Source organism: Pantoea sp. GCM10028869 (assembly GCF_042666835.1).
Classification (GTDB): domain Bacteria; phylum Pseudomonadota; class Gammaproteobacteria; order Enterobacterales; family Enterobacteriaceae; genus Pantoea; species Pantoea leporis.
Window position 1 is genome coordinate 605,672 of sequence record NZ_JBHTGO010000001.1, and the last position, 17,481, is coordinate 623,152.

Annotated in this window: 15 protein-coding genes; 9 read left to right on the top strand and 6 right to left on the bottom strand. The window is 51.3% G+C overall.

Annotated features, from left to right (window positions below; all coding sequences use genetic code 11):
* Nucleotides 1-272: 272 nt before the first annotated feature.
* Both ACFQW4_RS02780 and ACFQW4_RS02785 read right to left on the bottom strand, forming a co-directional pair.
* Nucleotides 273-1,313, bottom strand: coding sequence for an AI-2E family transporter (locus ACFQW4_RS02780; protein WP_377723654.1), 1,041 nt, complete (start codon nucleotides 1,311-1,313; stop codon nucleotides 273-275).
* Between the two features lie 125 nt (nucleotides 1,314-1,438).
* The gene (locus ACFQW4_RS02785; RefSeq protein ID WP_377723656.1) at nucleotides 1,439-4,126 is read right to left on the bottom strand and encodes a cation-transporting P-type ATPase; all 2,688 of its coding nucleotides are present in this window, start codon (nucleotides 4,124-4,126) and stop codon (nucleotides 1,439-1,441) included.
* Between the two features lie 851 nt (nucleotides 4,127-4,977).
* Between ACFQW4_RS02785 and ACFQW4_RS02790 the strand changes: the two genes are divergently transcribed.
* From ACFQW4_RS02790 to ACFQW4_RS02800, 3 genes are read left to right on the top strand one after another with little or no spacing between them, the layout of a single operon-like run.
* Complete coding sequence (locus ACFQW4_RS02790; RefSeq protein WP_377723999.1) at nucleotides 4,978-5,973, top strand: efflux RND transporter periplasmic adaptor subunit; 996 nt, start codon at nucleotides 4,978-4,980, stop codon at nucleotides 5,971-5,973.
* Complete coding sequence (locus ACFQW4_RS02795; protein WP_377723658.1) at nucleotides 5,973-9,035, top strand: efflux RND transporter permease subunit; 3,063 nt, start codon at nucleotides 5,973-5,975, stop codon at nucleotides 9,033-9,035. The genes ACFQW4_RS02790 and ACFQW4_RS02795 overlap by 1 nt, the downstream gene beginning before the upstream one ends.
* Nucleotides 9,032-9,997, top strand: a complete 966-nt coding sequence (locus tag ACFQW4_RS02800) for an acyltransferase (protein ID WP_377723660.1) — start codon at nucleotides 9,032-9,034, stop codon at nucleotides 9,995-9,997. Before ACFQW4_RS02795 ends, ACFQW4_RS02800 begins: the two co-directional genes overlap by 4 nt.
* On the opposite strand, the gene ACFQW4_RS02805 is transcribed toward ACFQW4_RS02800, so the two are convergent.
* Together ACFQW4_RS02805 and pagP are read right to left on the bottom strand one after the other, a co-directional pair.
* Entirely contained in the window at nucleotides 9,984-11,501 is a 1,518-nt protein-coding gene (locus tag ACFQW4_RS02805) for an alpha/beta hydrolase (RefSeq protein WP_377723662.1), read from the bottom strand. The genes ACFQW4_RS02800 and ACFQW4_RS02805 overlap by 14 nt on opposite strands.
* A complete protein-coding gene (gene pagP / locus ACFQW4_RS02810) occupies nucleotides 11,491-12,048 on the bottom strand; it encodes a lipid IV(A) palmitoyltransferase PagP (protein WP_377724001.1) in 558 nt (185 codons plus the stop codon). The genes ACFQW4_RS02805 and pagP overlap by 11 nt, the downstream gene beginning before the upstream one ends.
* A gap of 450 nt (nucleotides 12,049-12,498) precedes the next feature.
* Here pagP and cspA point away from each other — a divergent pair, with 450 nt between their 5' ends.
* The 6 genes from cspA to ACFQW4_RS02840 all read left to right on the top strand — a co-directional run bounded on the left by cspA (nucleotide 12,499) and on the right by ACFQW4_RS02840 (nucleotide 16,312).
* Complete coding sequence (cspA, locus tag ACFQW4_RS02815; protein WP_007885867.1) at nucleotides 12,499-12,711, top strand: RNA chaperone/antiterminator CspA; 213 nt, start codon at nucleotides 12,499-12,501, stop codon at nucleotides 12,709-12,711.
* Nucleotides 12,712-12,984: 273 nt separating this feature from the next.
* Nucleotides 12,985-13,602 (top strand): dTMP kinase, encoded by a 618-nt coding sequence (locus tag ACFQW4_RS02820; protein ID WP_222234127.1) that lies wholly within the window; start codon nucleotides 12,985-12,987, stop codon nucleotides 13,600-13,602.
* 636 nt (nucleotides 13,603-14,238) lie between these two features.
* Nucleotides 14,239-14,499, top strand: coding sequence for a hypothetical protein (locus tag ACFQW4_RS02825; protein ID WP_192235272.1), 261 nt, complete (start codon nucleotides 14,239-14,241; stop codon nucleotides 14,497-14,499).
* A gap of 426 nt (nucleotides 14,500-14,925) precedes the next feature.
* Nucleotides 14,926-15,195, top strand: a complete 270-nt coding sequence (locus ACFQW4_RS02830) for a hypothetical protein (RefSeq protein ID WP_101761242.1) — start codon at nucleotides 14,926-14,928, stop codon at nucleotides 15,193-15,195.
* 340 nt (nucleotides 15,196-15,535) lie between these two features.
* Nucleotides 15,536-15,778 carry a regulatory protein YcgZ gene (gene ycgZ, locus ACFQW4_RS02835; protein ID WP_101761241.1) on the top strand — a complete coding sequence of 81 codons (243 nt, stop codon included), beginning with the start codon at nucleotides 15,536-15,538 and terminating at the stop codon, nucleotides 15,776-15,778.
* 249 nt (nucleotides 15,779-16,027) lie between these two features.
* Entirely contained in the window at nucleotides 16,028-16,312 is a 285-nt protein-coding gene (locus ACFQW4_RS02840; protein WP_101761240.1) for a biofilm development regulator YmgB/AriR family protein, read from the top strand.
* A gap of 114 nt (nucleotides 16,313-16,426) precedes the next feature.
* Here ACFQW4_RS02840 and ACFQW4_RS02845 read toward each other — a convergent pair whose 3' ends face one another.
* Nucleotides 16,427-16,678: a biofilm development regulator YmgB/AriR family protein gene (locus ACFQW4_RS02845; RefSeq protein ID WP_192235274.1), complete on the bottom strand. Its 252-nt coding sequence runs from the start codon at nucleotides 16,676-16,678 to the stop codon at nucleotides 16,427-16,429.
* A 64-nt stretch (nucleotides 16,679-16,742) separates the two neighbouring features.
* On the bottom strand, nucleotides 16,743-17,027 hold the full coding sequence (locus ACFQW4_RS02850) for a hypothetical protein (RefSeq protein ID WP_192235276.1): 285 nt from the start codon (nucleotides 17,025-17,027) through the stop codon (nucleotides 16,743-16,745).
* Between the last annotated feature and the right edge of the window lie 454 nt (nucleotides 17,028-17,481).

Genomic DNA, 17,481 nt, shown 5'->3' on the forward strand with positions numbered 1-17,481 from the left:
GCCGTTTTCAACCACACGCACTGAAGTTTAAGCAGGCCGGGGCCGCTTTTGGGCAGGCAATCCGCAGCGCTGAATGTAGCGAGGAAGCCAGGAGAGCCCGCAGGACGCGGGCGAAAGGCGGAGCCGGGACAAGGAAGTCCCGTCTCCGCCGGTCCGTCAGGCTGACGAGCGAAATGAAGGTACCGCGTAAGCGGCGCGAGGACCGCCGGACCAAAAGCGGCACCGGCCGGCCTGCGCACTCACCATTGAGAAAATAACAAGCGAATCGCCATTTATGGCGACAGGTTTGTTAAATGCTTTCCCTGCTTTTCGTTCCCAGCGCTCGCCAGTAATATCTTTTTCAACATAAACGTCAGCGGAATTGCCAGAATTGCACCGATGATGCCCAACAAAGATTGCCAGATAAGAAACGCCAGCAGCTGTGTGGTAAGTGCCATATTCAATCTTTTGCCCAATAACAACGGCTCAATGACTGAACTCAGAATTAAATTCAACGCCACGAAGAACAGTGCGACCACCAATGCAGTTTGAATATCGTACAGCATATAACTTTGCAGCACTGGCGGAATGGCCGCCATAAATGAACCCAGCACCGGAATATAGTTGAAGACAAACATCAACACACCCCAGAAAAAGGCGAACTTCAGGCCAAAAAGATGAGCACCCGCCCAGACAATAATGCCGCCGACAATACTGGTCAGGGTTTTAACCTGAGCATAAACGATAACGCTTTGTACACCCTCTTCAAGTGCCACATAATAGCGCTGATATTTCCCTTCGGCCTGTTTGCGTAGCAAGATTTTTAAATTTCTCATTTCATACAGCATGAAAAACAGCATCAGAAATACCATCAGCCACCAGGAAAGAATGCTGGGTATTTGCGTGAGAAAACCCGTGACAAAGCGCACCACCGCACCCGCATCAACAAACGCCAGCATGTCGTTGGGCGTTAAAACCAGGCCCAAATGACTAAACGTCTGCGTCACCGGCTCGAAGCGTTCGGCCAGTAGCTGCGGTGCCTGACGGCTGAGCTGGATTAAATCGGGGGTTAATACAGTGAGTTTGATGATGGTGAACACAATCACCAATAACAGCAGCACAATCACCAGCAGCGATGACAGCAGACGCGGCACGCGTTTTCTTTCGAGCCGACTGATTAACGGATCGAGCATAATCGCCAGAAACAATGACAGCATCACCTGATTAATTAATGCCGATGCCAGATAGATACCGGTAAGAATTATGGTCAACGTGGCGAGAATTATCAGTACGCGCAAAAGCTTTGACCATAAAGGAAAGTCGTTCAGTCCCATTATTAAGATCCTTCATCCTATACAAAATGTATTATAGAGAAAAACCTGTGCGCTGGGCCTTGTTTGAGGTCAAGTGACGAAAAACATTCAGGCCGTAAGAGAAACGGCCTGAATGTCACGCGCTATTAATTGATTCTGAATCTCCGCGTTAATGGCTTTTCGATTTCGACAATCAAAAACATTACGAAGCCAATGATCAAGGTAATAATCCAGTAACGTAACGGTAGTGCGGTGGTACCAAACAGCAGCTGCATAAAGGGCGCGTAGATAATCAGCAATTGCAGAACTAACAGCACGCCGCTGACGATCCAGATGCCTTTATTCATCAGCAAACCTTTGCTCAATGAGAAGCCGTCGGAAACACGACAGTTCAGCATATAAAACCACTGCGCCGTTACCAGCGTTTGTAATAACACGGTACGAATAAATTCCGATGAATAGCCGCGCGGTTGCAGCCAGGCTTCCAGAACGAAGGCGCTGATGGCGATCATCGAACCGACAAAAATCACGCGCCAGATGGCGAAACCATCCATCACATGCAGCTTGGGATCGCGCGGCGGACGACGCATGATATTTTGCTCACCCGCTTCAAACGCCAGGCCGAAGGAGAGCGTGGCGGAAGTCGCCATGTTCATCCACAGAATCAGCACCGGGGTCAGCGGAATGAGGTTACCGGCCAGCAGGGCAATGATGATCAGTAAGCCCTGCGCGAGGTTGGTCGGCATGATGAACAAAATGGTCTTTTTCAGGTTGTCATAGACACGGCGCCCTTCCCGCACCGCGCTGGCGATGGTGGCGAAGTTATCGTCCGTCAGTACCATATCGGCGGCTTCTTTAGTTACTTCGGTGCCTTTAATCCCCATGGCGATACCGACATCCGCCTGCTTCAGCGCGGGCGCATCGTTAACGCCATCGCCGGTCATCCCGACCACCTCTTTTTTGCTTTGCAGCGCCTGCACCAGACGGAATTTATCTTCCGGGCTGGTACGGGCAAAGATGTCGTACGCCTGCGCCGCCTCACTCAATTGCTGGTCATCCATCACTTCCAGCTCGCGACCGGTGATGGCGGTGCTGGCGTTACCGATTCCCAACATCTGTCCAATACTCATCGCAGTTTGCGGATGGTCGCCGGTGATCATTTTCACGCGAATGCCGGCTTGCAGGCAGTCGCCAATCGCGGTTATGGCTTCCGGTCGCGGTGGATCCATCATCCCGGCGATGCCGAGCAAAATCATGCCCTGATGCAAATCCTGATGCGTCAGCTCAGTTTGTCCTGGTGTGGCCGGTTTCCAGGCCGCCGCCACCATGCGTAATCCTTCGCGCGCATACTCCTCAATTTTGGCTTCCCACCACGGCAGATCGATCGGCTGCAATCCGGCTTCTGTTTGCTGCTGCTGACAATGTCTGAACAGTACGTCTGGCGCGCCGGTCAGCAGCACGCACTCTTCATCGCCAATCAGATAGTGCGTCGACATGTATTTGTATTGCGAATCAAAGGGGATTTTATTGCGCAGTTCGGTGGTGACTGAAGGCAGATGTCCTTTGGCGGCTAGCACTTTAAGCGCGCCTTCCGTCGGGCCACCGGTGATTTTCCACAGCCCGTTTTCGTCTTTAATCAGCTGGCTGTCGTTACACAGATCGATGGTGCGCAGATAGCGCTCGAGGATCGAGCCTTGCGCCACTTTTACCGGCACAGCGTCATCGGCTTTATGGATGGCGCCCACCGGTTCATAGCTCACGCCATCAACGCGGTAAATCTGATCGGCGGTGATAATCGCTTTCACCGTCATTTCATTCATGGTCAGCGTGCCGGTTTTATCTGAGCAGATCACTGTCATCGCGCCCAGCGTTTCCACGGTAGGCAGCTTGCGGATGATCGCCTGCTGCTTCGCCATGGTTTGTACGCCAAGCGACAGAATGATCGAGATAATCGCCGGTAATCCTTCGGGAACCGATGCCACCGCAAGGCTAATCAGAGACAGCATCAGCTCTGAAACCGGCATATCGCGGAACAGCAAACTGAAGACAAACAGCGCGGCCATCATCGCCAGGATGATCAGGAAAATGGCTTTACCGAGTTTATCCATCTGCACCAGCAGCGGCGTGCGGTGCTTTTCGATATCGGACATCATCTGGTTGATGTGCCCAAGTTCCGTGGCGCCACCGGTAGCGACCACCAGCCCTTTGCCGCCGCCCGAACTGACGGTGGTGCCGGAGAACAGCAGATTGGTACGATCGCCCAGCGGCAGCTCTCCGATGAGTGCGTCCGTGCCCTTCTCGACCACGGTGGATTCGCCCGTCAGAATCGCTTCTTCAACGCGCAGGTTGTGCGCCTCAATGACGCGCAGATCCGCCGGGATGCGGTCGCCGGCGCGGATCACCACCACATCACCTGGCACCAACGCGGTGGTGGGCAGCGTCTCGTGATTTCCCGCGCGGATCACCACCGTTTCGCTGGAGAGCATATTGCGGATACTTTGCAGGGATTTTTCCGCATTGCTCTCCTGAATGTGGCCAATCAGGGCATTCACCACCGCCACGCCGAGAATCACCAGCGTATCAACCCAGTGTCCCATGACGGCAGTTAGCAGCGCAGCGGCAAGCAAAACGTAGATCAGCACATCGTTGAAGTGAGCGAGAAAACGCAGCCAAACCGGCTTGCCGGGTTTCTGTGGCAGGGCATTTTCCCCGTACTGTGTTAGGCGCGCCGCCGCTTCAGCACTACTGATTCCCTCGGTGGAACTTTGCGTACTGGCCAGCGTTTCATCGACAGAAAGTTGATAATAGGTACTTTCCGGTTTCGCAGTATTCATCGCTTTCTCCTCAAATCCTGTTTCGGAAATCAAGGCGGTGATATCCCGTATTTAACAAGTCGCCATTGAACGAAAAGATCAGACCTGACTTATCCGGTGGAAGAAGCGGTCCGTTTCAGATTGAAAAATATGTAGTTAATGGCTGCTCAGCGGCAATGGAGCAGCCCTATTTTCTATACGAAATTGAAAGTTTTTTGTAAAATGAACGCTATAAACGTAGCACAGGGATATTCAACGCATTCATTTCTCAATAAAAGTCGCGAGGCGGAAACCATTTATCTCACCAGACTTATCCGATCGCGGATAATAATAAAAATATAGTGTGATAATTCATAAGGCTGGGTAATTTAAAGCCAACATTCAGGTTGCTTTAATCTGATATTTTATATCGATATTGCGGATTAAATATCCATGAAAATCAGTTTTATTAGATTTAAATCTGGTTAATTTCATCAAAAATATTACAAGCTATCAGGCTTTACTTTTTTTGACATCTGCGTCTATGCTCATCGATAACAAAAACATCCTGTTAATACTTCTCACCTTTCAAGACGATGGCGCAGTTTTTCTGTGGTCATGGTTAATGGAGGCAACGATGTATGGTTATAGCCTGCTCCGTCTGAGTCTTTATGTTGTCATTGCGATCGTTACCTGCTCCGCCGTAGGACTATTCACCTACGCGGTTGTCTCTATGCTTGGTAATTAAATTATCCACTCACATTATTGCCAACAATGGATTCGTTGTTGCTGAGGATAAAACAGTGACTCGTTATATTACGCTGACTGCCATTGTTATATTTTTAACAACGGGTTGCGATCAAAAAACACAGGAAGTCACGCCACCGCCACGCATGGTGAAAGTCGTTGAAGTTGTGGCGTCCGGCGAATCTCAACAACGTATCTTCCCGGCGCGCATTGAATCCGGCGACTCCACCGATTTGTCGTTCAAACGTGCAGGACAGATTGAATCGCTGGATATTCGCCAGGGCAACCGCATCGAGCAGGGCCAGCTCATCGCCAGGCTTACGGCGCGGGAAGCGCAGCAGCGCGTTAATGAGCGCCAGACCGCCGCCACCCTCGCCCAGCGGCAATTTGCCCGCTTCCAGACGCTCTCCGGCCGACAGGCGATTTCGCAGGCAGATATGGACGTGCAGCGCGCCAACCGCGATGCGGCCAATGCCGCGCTGCAAATTGCCCGTGAGGAGTTAAGCCAGATGACGCTAACCGCGCCGTTCAGCGGTGTGGCCGCCGTGGTTAACGTGCGCAATCATCAGGTGGTCGCCGCCGGACAAACCATCGCTACCTTGACCCGCAACGATCTGCTCGACGTGGTGTTCAGCGTGCCGGAAAACCTGTTTACCGCGCTGGATATGCGCAACCTAACCTATCGCCCGGTGGTGCGCATCAACTCATTGCCGGGTCGCGAATTCCAGGCCGAGTACAAAGAGCACACCGGCAGCAGTAACAGCAACTCGCTGACGTGGCAGATTATTTTAACTATGCCGCGCCCGGCCGATTTCCCGGCGGTGGGCGGCGTCAGTGGCACGGTGACGATTAACCTCGCCAATCTGCCCGCCAATGTGAATCGCGAATCGTTAGTGGTGCCGGTGGAAGCGGTGTTCAATCCCGATAACAGCCAGCGCAATGAACCGCATGTTTGGGTGGTGCAAGGCAGCGGCGATCAGTTGACGTTAGAAGATCGCAAAGTCAGCGTGGGCGAAGTAACCGATCGTGGCGTGGTGATCACCGCCGGGCTGCACGCCGGTGAACGCGTGGTCGCCGCTGGCGTCAACGAGTTGCATGCTCAGCAATCGGTACGCATCTGGACGCGTGAGCGGGGGCTATAATGGATATCTCCCGGCAGTTTATCGATAATCCGGTCCGCGTCTGGCTGGCGATTCTGTTACTGGGCGTCGGCGGCATTTTTGCTCTGCTCAATATTGGCCGTCTTGAGGATCCAGCCTTTACCATTAAGACCGCGGTGGTTGTCACCCACTATCCCGGCGCGTCCGCGCAGCAGGTGGAAGAGGAAGTCACCTTGCCACTGGAAAATGCGCTGCAGCAGTTGCCCTATCTGGACAATGTCAGCTCCATCTCTTCCAACGGCCTGTCGCAGATTACCGTCAACATTGACTCGCGTTATCACTCCAACGCGTTGCCGCAAATCTGGGACGAACTGCGGCGCAGAGTCGGCGACGCGGCGCGTTTCTTTCCTCCCGGCGTAGCAGCGCCATTCGTTAACGATGATTTTGGCGATGTGTTTGGTTTCTTCTTTGCCATTTCTGGCGACAACTTCAGCAACCCGGAACTGGTGCAATACGCGGAGCAGCTACGGCGTGAACTGGTGCTGGTGCCGGGCGTGGGCAAGGTGGCGCTGGGCGGCGTGATCCCGCAGCAGATTAATATCGATGTCTCCTTAACGATGATGGCCGCGCGCGGCATTACGCTGCCGCAACTCGCCAGCGTGCTAAGTCGCCTCAACGTGGTCTCCAATGCGGGCGACATCAAAGCCGGCACGGAATCGATCCGTCTGCATCCAACCGGCGAGTTTCAGAACATCGAGGAGTTGGGCGACTTGCTGGTCAGCCCGCCGGGCGATCACGCCACTACCCGATTGCGCGATATCGCCTCGCTGTCGCGCGGGCTGAGTGAATCGCCCTCCAGCATTTACCACGCCAGCGGACGTCCGGCGGTCACCATGGGAATTTCGTTTGTTCCCGGCGTGAATGTCATTGATGTCGGGCGCGCGCTGGAGGCCAAACTGCAGCAGATGTCGGCAGAAAAACCGGCGGGCATTCAGATCAACGTATTTTACGATCAGGCCGCCGAAGTGGCGCACTCGGTGAATGGCTTTATTACCAACTTCCTGATGGCGCTGGCGATTGTCGTCGGCGTGCTGCTGATATTTATGGGTGTGCGCAGCGGCATTATCATCGCGTTGTCGCTGGCGCTCAATGTGCTGGGCACGCTGCTGATCATGTATCTGTGCGGCATTGAGTTGCAGCGCATTTCGCTGGGCGCACTGATTATCGCGCTGAGCATGCTGGTGGATAATGCGATTGTGATTGTCGAAGGCGTGCTGATCGCGCGTCAGCAAAACTCGCCGCTGATGACCACCATCAACTTTGTGATTCGCCGCACCGCCTTCCCGCTGCTGGGCGCGACGATAATCGCCATTCTGGCGTTTGCGCCGATTGGTCTTTCGCAGGATTCCACCGGCGAGTACTGCAAATCGCTGTTCCAGGTATTGCTGATTTCCCTACTGCTGAGCTGGTTCTCGGCGCTCACCATCACGCCGGTGCTGATCAAATGGTGGCTGTTTAAAACACAGGAACCTACTAAAGCTGCGGCTGAAGTTTCACCTTATGACGGCGGTTTTTATCGCCTTTATCAGCGCATGTTGCAGGTGTTGCTCAGGCAAAAAACCCTCACGCTTTCGCTGATGGCGGTGCTGCTGGCGCTGGCGATTTGGGGCTTTGGATCGGTGCGACAAAACTTCTTCCCTTCAGCCAATACGCCGATCTTCTTCGTCGATCTCTGGCTGCCGTACGGCACCGATATCAACGCCACCGAGCAGATGGCCAGCGACGTTGAAAAATCGATTACCGGGCAGCAAGGCGTGATTTCTACCGTCACCACCATTGGCCAGGGCAGCATGCGCTTTATCCTCACTTACAACGGGCAGCGTCAGTACAGCAATTATGCGCAAATCATGGTGCGCATGGACGATCAGCGTAATATCGGCGCGCTGTCACACCGTATTGATGCCTACATCGTGCGCCAGTATCCGCAGGTCAATGCCAGCACCAAACGGGTGATGTTTGGTCCTTCGGGCGGTAGCGCGATTGAAGTACGTATCAAAGGTCCCGATCCCGACAGAATGCGCCTGATCGCCAGCCAGGTCGGCGACATCCTCACCGCCGATCCCGCCACCGACAGCGTGCGCAATGACTGGCAAAACCGCAGCAAAGTTATTCGCCCGCAGTTCAATCTGGCATTAGGCCGCGAGCTAGGCGTCGATAAGCAGGAGGTGGATAACGCGCTGGAGATGAATTTCACCGGCAGCCGCGTTGGGCTGTATCGGGAAGGCGCTGACCTGCTGCCGGTTATCGTGCGGCCACCGGCCAGCGAGCGGCAGGACGCCAATCATCTCAATAACGTGCTGGTGTGGAGCCAAAGCCAGCAGCAGTACATCCCGCTCAGCAATGTGGTGAGCGGTTTTACGCTGCAATGGGAAGATCCGCTGATTCTGCGCCGCGATCGCAGCCGCGTGCTCACCGTGCAGGCCGACCCGAATCCGCTCAGCAACGATACGTCCGGCGATATTGTGGCGCGCGTGAAGCCGCTGATTGAGCAGATCCCGCTGCCGCACGGCTACAGCATTGAGTGGGGCGGCGATGCGGAGAGCTCCAGTGAAGCGCAGCAAGGCGTATTTACCTCGCTGCCGCTGGGTTATCTGGTGATGTTTGTGATCACCGTGCTGATGTTCAGCTCGCTGAAAAACGCCGTCGCTATCTGGCTGACGGTGCCACTGGCGCTGATTGGCGTGACGCCGGGCTTTTTGATCACCGGGATTCCGTTTGGCTTCATGGCGTTAATCGGCCTGCTGAGTCTTAGCGGTATGTTGATTCGAAATGGCATCGTGCTGGTCGAAGAGGTTGAACAGCAGAAGCTAATAAAGCCGCAGGCTGACGCGATCATCTATGCCGCCACCTCGCGTCTGCGCCCTATTCTGCTGACCGCCTTCACCACCGTGCTCGGGCTGGCGCCGCTATTACGCGATGTGTTCTTCCAGAGCATGGCGGTGGTGATCATGTTTGGTCTGGGTTTTGCCACGGTGCTAACGCTGCTGGTGCTGCCGGTGATTTACGCCTGCTTCCATCGCCAACCGGTGGCTAGCGCATCATGAATGTGACCGGCCTTAATGTGATTAAAACGCTGGGATGTATGACGGCGGTGACATTTTTCACCGTGTACAACACCTGGGATCGCTACGATTACGATTATCACTGGATTCTGGCATTTCTGACCTTTATCTCCACCATCGCCACGCCGCTGTTTTTTGTCGTCGCCGGGATAATGGATGCCCGTTCCGAGCAGGATGTTAACTGGCAGATAGGCAAGATTCGCAATCTGGTGATCGTGTTTCTGTTCTGGATGACGGTCTATTACTTGTGGGAACCGTATCAGCGCGGCTACCTGATCCAGCCATGGTTCATCTTCTCGTTCATTATCATCTACAGCTTTCACCCGCTGATGATCTGGCTTAGCCAGCATCGACGCGCGTTCGTTGCGCTGGTGTTTGCGTTGCTGGCGTTCTCATATTGCTACGATTTGCTGGCGGTGCTGCATCCGGACGACCCGCTGTTCCGGCTTGAACCGCAGTATCGGCTCTGGACCTGGCTGCTGTTTTACTTAACCGGCCAGCTGTTGTGCGATCCGCTGATTAATGACTGGATGGAGCGCAAAAAAGTGGCGCGCGGCGCGGTGATCGCCCTGCCCTTTATCTATCTGTTTACCTGGTTTTATGAGCAGCACTTCTTCTTCGCGCTATTCAAAGCCGATCGCAACGCCTTTATTCTCACCGGCTCGCAGATTTATCTGCTGGTGGTGGTGCTGGTGATTGCCGCCAGTCAGGTGCGCTTTCGCCGCAATGTGGCGGTTAAAGAGACCATTCTGGCGACCATCAGCAAAACCATGACCGGCGTCTATATTCTTCACTACTCGGTTTTCCATCTGCTCACCGCGCTGATTCCCATCACCTCGCTGGCGACTAAGCTGACGCTGATTGCCGTGACCTTTGCCGCTTCGGTGTTGCTCTCCAGAGTGATCCTCGCCAGCGGCTGGCTGAAAAAAGTCATAACGCTTTGATGCAGGCCGGCAGATTGCTCTGACTGCTGCAGTCAATGCGCCCCTTGATTTGCAACATCATGTAATCGAAAAACGGATTGGAAGTGTTGCGCATCAGCGTATCCAGCCCAACGATCAGGCTGGCGGTTTCACCGCGCAGCGAGATGGTGCCAAAGCTAATGCCATAACGATTCTTTTCCGTTGGCTCGCGGCCATACAGCGAGTCGCTGAGTGGGAACGGCACGGCAATGTGCGATAACGAATAGGTATCCTGCGGCCACGCTTCATGCATCGAACGCACGATTTCTTGCGTTTGATCCGCCGCTGTAATGCGCGCCACGGTTTGATAGGTGGTCGGTGACGCGTTGGTGATGACCGTTGAGGCATAGCGGCGCGGCGCAGGCGGCAACAAATTATTGACCGCTGAGTAGAGCGCGGGCCTGAACAGCGCGCGCAAGTTCGCCGCCTGGTTGACGTCGAACATCACCAGTTCACTGCCGTTATCCGGCAGATAGCGATAGAACGCATTGACCACCGCGCGGGTGCTGACGGTGGAATCCAGCACTGACTGGAAGGTCAGCACCGGCGGAAACGCCGGCATGCTGCCGCCGCGAATCACATGCAGCAGCTGATCCTGCATCGCCTGAGTCAGCAGCCACGATTGCCGCGCCGCGCGCACCGGGAACGAGTTGTACTTAAAAGGATTGTATTCCGGGATGATGCTCAGCCACGCCGCTTTGGCGAAGCCGGGAATGATAGCGGGCCAGCCGGCTAAGCCAGCAAACCGCGCATAGGCGGTGACGCCAATCATCGGCGACAGCAATACCAGCTGCTGCGGCTTGCGCAGCGCGTTATTTTGCAAGGTATCGAGGCTGTATTTCACCGCCAGCGCGCCGCCGTTCGAGTATCCAACCAGATGCAAAGGTACGTTGCTACCCGCCAGGCGTGTCGCTTCGCGCACCGCTAAGCGGGTTGCCGCCATCCACATTTGCCAGTCAACTTTGGTGAGCGAACCGGGCGCCGTGCCGTGTCCCGGCAGTCGCGGCACTACCGCCACAAAACCCTTCTGCTGATACGCCTGCGCCAGATAGCGCATGCTGTACGGCGAATCGGTTAATCCGTGCAGCAGCACCACCGCACCTTTCGCTTTTCCTTCTGGCTCGAGGATATATGAGCGATTCCAGTCGGTGTCGAATCGCGCCGGATAAACCGGGCTTTGCGCGTTAAAGCGGTTGAGTGCCGTTTTCTCATCGTCACTGAGCTGGTCAGTCACGTTGAGCTTCATGTCGTGGAAAATCGCTGCTTCACGCGTCAGATAATCCGCGAAGCTGGCGCGATCGATCTCATCCACCGACATTTCATCCGCCGACCACGTATGCCAGCGATGCAGCGGCGGTCCCTGTTCGGATTGATAACCACGGATCACCAGGAACATCACCAGCAAAACCAGCAAGCCCAACGCAATGCGCTTGAGCACTTTGCTGAGGCGATCTTTATGCAACGCGTTGGCGGAATCAGAAGGCATAGCGAACCCATGCAAACAGCACGTTACCGTTATTGTAAGTGCCGGGAATATAGGTGAACTGCACGTTGAGGCGTTTATAACCAGCGGAGAACAGCGGCAGCACGATAGGCAGCGGCACGTAATTGGCGAAGTCATCGCGCGCGGTAATACCGGCGGTTAGCCCAAGTCCGAGACGAAAATCGCGCGATTGATCCAGATACCAGCCTTTCTCCCAGCCATAACCAATGATCGGCTGCCATTCGTTATGGGAATCTTTAAACGCCATCGCGTAGAGCGCGCTCCAGTTACCGTCTTCATTGATGCGCGAGACGCCCAACCCGCCCCCCCAAGGCGTTTCATTGTAGTTATCGGTTTTATCTTTATCGTAAGCAAAACGAGCATGCCAGCTGATGAAAGGCAGATAGAGATCGTAATACTGCGGTTCCTGCCAGGTTTGTGAAACGTCCTGCTTGAGCCATTCCCAGCCATCGCTGATCGTGTTGGCCGCCGAGGCGGGACAGACAAACAGGGACAGAGTAAGCAACCAGGCCGCCTGAAGAGTACGCATCATGTATGCCTCTGAAATTCACCGCCGCGAAAAGGAGTGGAAAAGCTGATGTGCTCACAAAGCAGATCAAGCCACTTAACCGGTGAGATTATAGTTGCTTGTTATTGCTATAAGTAGCGTCACCACGCAGATAACAAACCATACGGCGATGACCGGCGCGAAAAAGCGCAGCCAAAGATGAAGCGTAACCGGCCGTTCAGCCATCCAGGCCTTTAAATGGTTAAAATAAATAAACATATTCGTTGCTAAATTATTATCGCTATGTCTTAATGCGTCATCGGTTTGGAACACAGACCTTATGAAAGCAGTTTTAGTAAAGCAGTCCTCAGTTCAAGTGTTATCCCTAGATATCCTTCTTCGAGAGCCTCCTCCTAAGTGCCCAATAAGTAAATCTTTCACTTCAGGCCAATTTTCGCCGCTACAAGTGGCTCATCAATTAAGGAATTATCTATGTCTAACAAAATGACTGGTTTAGTAAAATGGTTTAACTCTGATAAAGGTTTTGGCTTTATCACTCCTAACGATGGCAGCAAGGATGTTTTCGTCCATTTTTCTGCAATCCAGAGCGACAACTACAAAACTCTTGATGAAGGTCAGCAAGTTTCCTTCACCATCGAAAATGGCGCCAAAGGCCCAGCAGCGGGCAATGTTACTCCGCTGTAAGCCGCGCTCATTATCAGCAACGCTTACAATAGCGATGAAGACAATAGTCTGAGCAGATAAGAACCGCTGATAATAAAAAAACCCGCCTCGTGCGGGTTTTTTATTGCCTGAAATTTGGTGTGACTAAGGTTTGCGTAGTGAATAAACTGCTCGCCAGCGAAGTCGGTAGCTTCACCGGACGTAGAAAGTGGACACCGGTTAATAAGAAGGAAATAGGTTGCTTTTGCCCGATTTGAATTTCACACAAACGCTACATCACCCGTCATTTCGACTATGAGCCGTCCGCTGTTTGTTTCTCTGGATGGACCCAAAGGCGTCGGTAAAACCACGCTACTGGAAGCCATTACGAAAGTACTCAGGTCAGATAACATTAAGGTAATCCGGCTTTGCGAGAAAAAAAGCGATCCCTTCAGGAGAGAAACCATGGCTCTGGTGAACAGGCTGGCCAGAAATCCCTCCATGGTTTTAGAGCGGGAAGTTTGTGCGCGCTTTGCTGATAGCCGTGCATGGATTTCCCAACATGTGCTGACTAAACAGCCACCGAACAGCATCATTTTGATGGATCGCTGGTACCCGTCGGATGCCGCGTTTCGCCGGATGGTTCCATTTGCTGAGATTTTACAGTTAAACATTGATCGAAACGTGCAAGAGCCGGACCTGCATGTCGGGGTTGTTACTGCGCCTGAAATTTCATGGGCAAGGGCTGCGGCCAGAACGCGCGGGTTAAGTAGTACGGTGATGCATAAGCTGGAAGATCATGTCGCTTGTACTCAGTCATTCGAGCGAGCCGTTGCAGAACACGGCTGGGTTTTATGTCGTAATGAAGGGATGATCGAACACGCAGCCATGCAGGTTGTAAATGAGATCTACAAACTGCTGAATGCCCTTTAGGCATCAGTTCTGAGACCCTTTTTCTGCCGCATTCGGTTAAACCTATTAGTGGAAACACATCACTCTGACTGCACACTGAACACATCCGTCTATGGTTATCAGTTGCTACTCGGGCCAACTGTACATCGGTGTAATCCCTGAAAGTTCTACAGACGCACGTCTTGTGGATACGCTATGACTGGGTGGGGCTCCAGATATAACAGCGCGGTGCATAATATGCAGCTGGTGTCCGCCAACTTCCGCGTAATAAGCTGGCTATCCGTAAATGTAACGAAACCAATATCGTTACCTGCAAAGGGTTTTATTGCATCCTTGCGCTTTCATATTTATACAGCTGTTCATGGATTACTTTAGAATTAAATATATCAGCCCTTTTTGTAGTGCCTTCCCATTATTTCACCGAGTTAATATCTATCATTGAGAAGCGCTTAACACCTTTAACATTAAACCTCTTTCATGCAAAATTGTACATAATATCACCCTGCATTAGCACCTAATAACGGCAGTGAATAGTCACTCAGAAAATATATAAATCTAAGATTTCATGACTTTTAGGAATTAACCTTTAGCTAAATCCGTCATAGCGCCTACAGTTTAAGTCGAGGTTGTCATAAACGTGAAAATGGAGGATGGTTAATGTCTTTTCAACACGACGGGAAAGGCTACGTCATTATTGGCGAAGCGGCACTGAGTATTGCCTTGGGACAGAGAGTTGTCAGCGTACAATCGCTGATTGACGAACTGGAACATATGGCAAATGCAGGCGGCAGCAAGGCAAGGTTGTCTGATATTTCTGAAGCCACAAAATGGCTGAAGAGTTTCGAAGAGCCCGATCGCGCTGTCCATAACGTGCCATACCTGCAAACGCTTGCAGGCTTGAACGACGAAACGAACTGACGCCTAAGGACGTAGTCCGGCTCTGGCCGGAAGACGACGACGAAGATGACCTCAACGGTCGCGTTTAACGTGTACCGGCTGGAGAAAATGTCAGGGACGACACTCTCCCCTTCCTTAATTAATCCCCACCTGTCATTTGGCAATATTCATTTCCCATTCCCAAATTACGTATCAAAATCTTCATTAATTGAGGCAAGTTTTGTCTTGAAAACGATTTCATTATTTTCCCTCGAAATTTGAGACTTTTCTTTATCATCAAGCAATGCGTTTACATCTGGCATAATTTAAGATAATTATCAGCAAGTTGAGCAGCAACGTTAACATGCAAAATTTGATAAACCGTAATCTCTAAACAATCTTAAAGACCTTAAGGAAGTTTGTTACTACACTATTCCTACGGTAATCGAAAATATTGGAGGAAACGCAGTGTTATTTCATGACGAAGAACAAGGCCATATCATTATTGGCGAGGCAGTGATTAATCTTGCTGTGAGTCAGAAGGAAATCAACATTCACTCCCTCATCATTGAGTTGGGCACCATGGCCGAAGGCGATGCCAGCGACAATAGACTTGCTCAGATAGCCGACGCCAGACGCTGGCTAAAAGCCTTTGTCGAAACCTCCCCACGAAACCGCGAAGAGCTACGTTGGCTTTCAGCATCCAGACATTTACGCGCTATCAACAATGATCGTTAATGGGTGACTAACGTTGATTCAGGTTAAGGATGCGCCTCAGGGCGCTCCGCATTATGTCGATAAGTAAGTGAGTTAAACAGACTTCATTCCCTGAACCTTTCAATACCCCCTCCTCCAGTTAATCGCCTCCTCTCTCTTTGTACAAATTTACCCTTATCTTCAACAACCAGAACCCGACAGCCGATCTCACAACCAAACATAACTACCTGAATAAAAAGGATAAGCATCTTTTGCTTGAAAAGAAAATCTGTACAGATAAATTAATCCTGTACAAGTTTTAAAAGATTGTCTAACTTTATGTTCAGACAAAATCGACTATCCCAACTTTTACGAGGTTCGCATGCGTCAGAGTGTTTCTAAATTTCCCGATACAGCCAGCGATATTGCACATTATTTTAGCAAAGCAAGCGCGCCAACTCAGCAAGAAACGCTAGGTCAAATTGTTGTCGAAATCCTTCGGGCAGGCAAGAACCTTAATCGTAAGGCTATCTGCACTAAACTGTTAAGACGTCTCGAAGTCGCAGCCACTCAAGAAGAAGAACGCCATTATCAGACACTAATCGGCATGCTCTTTGATCGCTAAGTTTTATCTGTTGGCGAGATAAGCCAGTCACGATCCCGTCGAAGGGATTCAGGCTTTAAACCGCTCATTAATGGATTTTTATCCATGAAAGGCGTGCCATAACAGAAATATGCGCTAAATTTAGTTTTGAATGACTTTTAACTGGGTAAATAGCCCTGAAAGCAAGGGTTTGTTTAGCCAACACCCAACGCAATAGCGTAAACATCTTTCAAACGTTGCCGCAGAAATATCTGATCACAAGGAGAGAAAATGCAACAAAGCGCACAGCAAACGTCCCGCGAAATAGACATTACTGACTATCTCCAAAACGCAGGTGACAACCTTTCTGCGGAGAAGACACTGATTGACTCCGCCATCCAGACGCTTGAGAGTCAGGGTAAGAGTGTCTCCAATAGCGCCATTATTTTGTACTTCATCTCGGAAATTGAAAATACCACGGACCCGTTGCAACTTGACGCGTTACTCAACGCGTTGAAAATGGTGGTGGGCTTTACTCCGGGTGAAGAAGAACGTTGGGCATTTTTTTACTGGTGAGTAAAGTCTCAGGGAAATGAGGATCAGTATTTTTAATATGGATGTAGCGGTCAGAAAAGCGGGGAATTGACACAACTCTCCCCGCTGATAGGCAAATAGAATAGATTGGTTTTATTAATCATCATCATTAGGCGTACGGCCTACAACGATTTCAAGGCAGTTGCGCAGCACATCGAGTTGCTCAATATCTGTCGCACTCTCCAGCTCCGCTATCAGACTCATAATGATGGCCTTGTTCGTCACTCTTCCTCTCTCTGCGATCAATGACTTTACGATGATACCAATGACTTCTTTTTCCTCTGCATACTGGTCACCGGTGCTGTGTAAATAACTCTGCAGGTCTGACTCGATAGTATTCTGCTGCATAAAATATCCTTACTGAGTTGCGCATTTTTGTCTCTCTTCCACGCACTTAAGCCCTTAGCCGGCGTTAATGTCGGGTTGAGTCGTCATTACCGAATTTGTCTATATCAAAATTTGCCATGTGCTCCCGGTCTCCAACTTTAGGGGATTCACTCTCGGCAATTTCTTTCTTAACATCCTGCGTAGCGAGAAGTATTACGCGCGCACGTTCTTCATCCTTTTCAGCCTTCAGCATGCATTCAAGCTTCGAGAGGAGCGCACGTCGCGAGATGCCGGCTTTTTCGCGCAGCAATGCTATTACCGCCTCGCCGATGAGAAGGTCACTCAACTTTTGTTCATGGTGATTTTTCATATCACTGTCTGTTCAACATTTAGTGTTGAGAAGAGAGAGAGATGCGGCTGAAAAACGCTGCAATATCATTTACTGAATGGCATTTTCCCAGGTTCTGTTGCAAGGAAACCTCACGTGTTCATAATTTAATCAGATCGTCATGCAGTAAACTTATACAATGATCGCAATGTTGTACAGCTTTATTGGCGTGAATTGATGAATATTTAATATGAGATAGGGCAAGTAAAAAGGATTGGACTTTTATGGCAGGAAAAAATGACCTCTGAAAGTGGAAATCTCTAACGCTTTCAGAGGCGATGCAAAGCATCATTCGTTACGTGCGGAGAGTACCGCTGGGTCAATTTATAGGAGATTAAAAAAAATGCACGGGTTATATTTTTTTATTTTAGCTCCTATTACAGTCATTTAAATTGCATCTTTATCAAAATGAAACCGCTTCGGTTATTTATGAACT